Genomic DNA, 1,546 nt, shown 5'->3' with positions numbered 1-1,546 from the left:
GTGATGCGCAACGAACGGCTGCGCGTGTTCGGCCCTAACCCCGAGACCCTCGGCCACGCCGGCTGGGGCGGCTCCTGCGCCTTGGCCGATCCGGCGCGCAAACTGTCGGCGGCCTATGCGATGAACCGCCAGTCGCCGCACTTGCTGGGGGACCCGCGGACGCTGAGGCTGATCGAGGCGGTGTATGCGGTGCCGTGAAGAGTGATTAGTGGTTAGTGATTAGTGGTTGGCGAGTCCAAGCCTGTGACAGACGCGCAGAGAGCGCTGGCGCGGCGGCAGGAGCCACTAATCACTAACCACTAATCACTCCCCTCATACCGGCTCCGCCGTCTCCTTCAGCGCCCTTCGCGCGGCCCGCCGGCGCAGCAATGCGGCGGCGGCGAAGACCCCGGCTCCGCCCCAGATGAAGGCGAAGCTTAGGATGCGCAGCGGCGTCAGCGCCTCGCCGGCCCAGACGCCGACGGCGAACTGCAACGTCGGGGCGAGGAACTGGATGAAGCCGATGGTCGAGAGCGGCAGCCGCCGGGCCGACCAGGCGAACAGGGCCAGCGGCAGGACGGTTGCGGGGCCGTTGGCGAGCGCCCAGAAGGTGTTGGTCGGACTGTCGAAGGCGACGCCCGCTCCGGTGTGCTGCAGCCACAGCACCCAGGCCAGTCCAAACGGGACCAGCAGCAGGCACTCGACCAGCAGCCCGGCCTGGGCGTCGATCGGCACGCGCTTGCGAATGACGGCGTAGCTGGCGAAGCTGAAGGCCAGGACCAGCGAAATCCACGGCGGCCGGCCCAGCGCCAGCGTCTGCAGCAGCACCCCGACCGCCGCCAGACCGATGGCGACCCAGCCCCAGCGGTCGATCTTCTCGCGGAACAGCCACAGCCCGACGACCATGTTGAGCAGCGGGTTGATGTAGTAGCCGAGGCTGGCTTCGAGCGTGGCATCGTGGGTCGTGGCCCAGACGTACAGGCCCCAGTTGACGCCGATCAGCGCGGTCGACAACGCCAGCCAGCCCAGGGTCTTCGGCGTCGACAGCACCGCGCGGACCTGGCCTCCCTGCCGGGCGAGCATGACCAGCAGGGTCGCGACCGCCACCGACCACAGGGCGCGGTGGGCGAGGATCTCGGGCGAGTCGAAACCCGCCGCCGCCTGCGCCATGAACAGCAGGGGCATGAAGCCCCACAGAATGTAGCAGCCGAAGGCGGAGGCGAGCGCGGCGCGGGGGGCGGCGACGGGCGGGGCGGGCGTCATCCCCTGATCCTTTCACACCGTCATCCTCGGGCTTGTCCCGAGGACCCATGGGCGGGGAGGCGCACGGGCGGCGATAGGGGTGAACCGGCATCGGTTCGTACGGCGGATAGATGGGTCCTCGGGACAAGCCCGAGGATGACAGATTGTGGCTTCGGCGAGCCGGTCAGACCGTAATGCTGCGGTATCCGGATCCCGGCTTGATCATGCCGGTGTCGTCGAGCAGTTGGGCGATCTGGACGGCGTTCAGGGCCGCGCCCTTGCGCAGGTTGTCGGAGACGATCCACAGCGACAGGCCGTTCTCGAC

Annotated in this window: 1 protein-coding gene and 2 pseudogenes; 1 reads left to right on the top strand and 2 read right to left on the bottom strand. The window is 68.9% G+C overall.

All coding sequences use genetic code 11. The annotated features are described in order from the left end of the window. Nucleotides 1-198 (top strand): annotated as a pseudogene (locus tag VGB60_RS02895) (esterase); the annotation flags it as partial. A gap of 114 nt (nucleotides 199-312) precedes the next feature. Here VGB60_RS02895 and rarD read toward each other — a convergent pair. Both rarD and VGB60_RS02885 read right to left on the bottom strand, forming a co-directional pair. After that, a complete protein-coding gene (gene rarD / locus VGB60_RS02890) occupies nucleotides 313-1,242 on the bottom strand; it encodes an EamA family transporter RarD (protein WP_331036777.1) in 930 nt (309 codons plus the stop codon). Nucleotides 1,243-1,405: 163 nt separating this feature from the next. Continuing rightward, nucleotides 1,406-1,546: pseudogene (locus VGB60_RS02885) on the bottom strand (aspartate-semialdehyde dehydrogenase); the annotation flags it as partial.

Source organism: Brevundimonas sp., from assembly GCF_036399195.1.
Classification (GTDB): domain Bacteria; phylum Pseudomonadota; class Alphaproteobacteria; order Caulobacterales; family Caulobacteraceae; genus Brevundimonas.
This window is presented reverse-complemented; position numbering and strand designations above follow the sequence as displayed.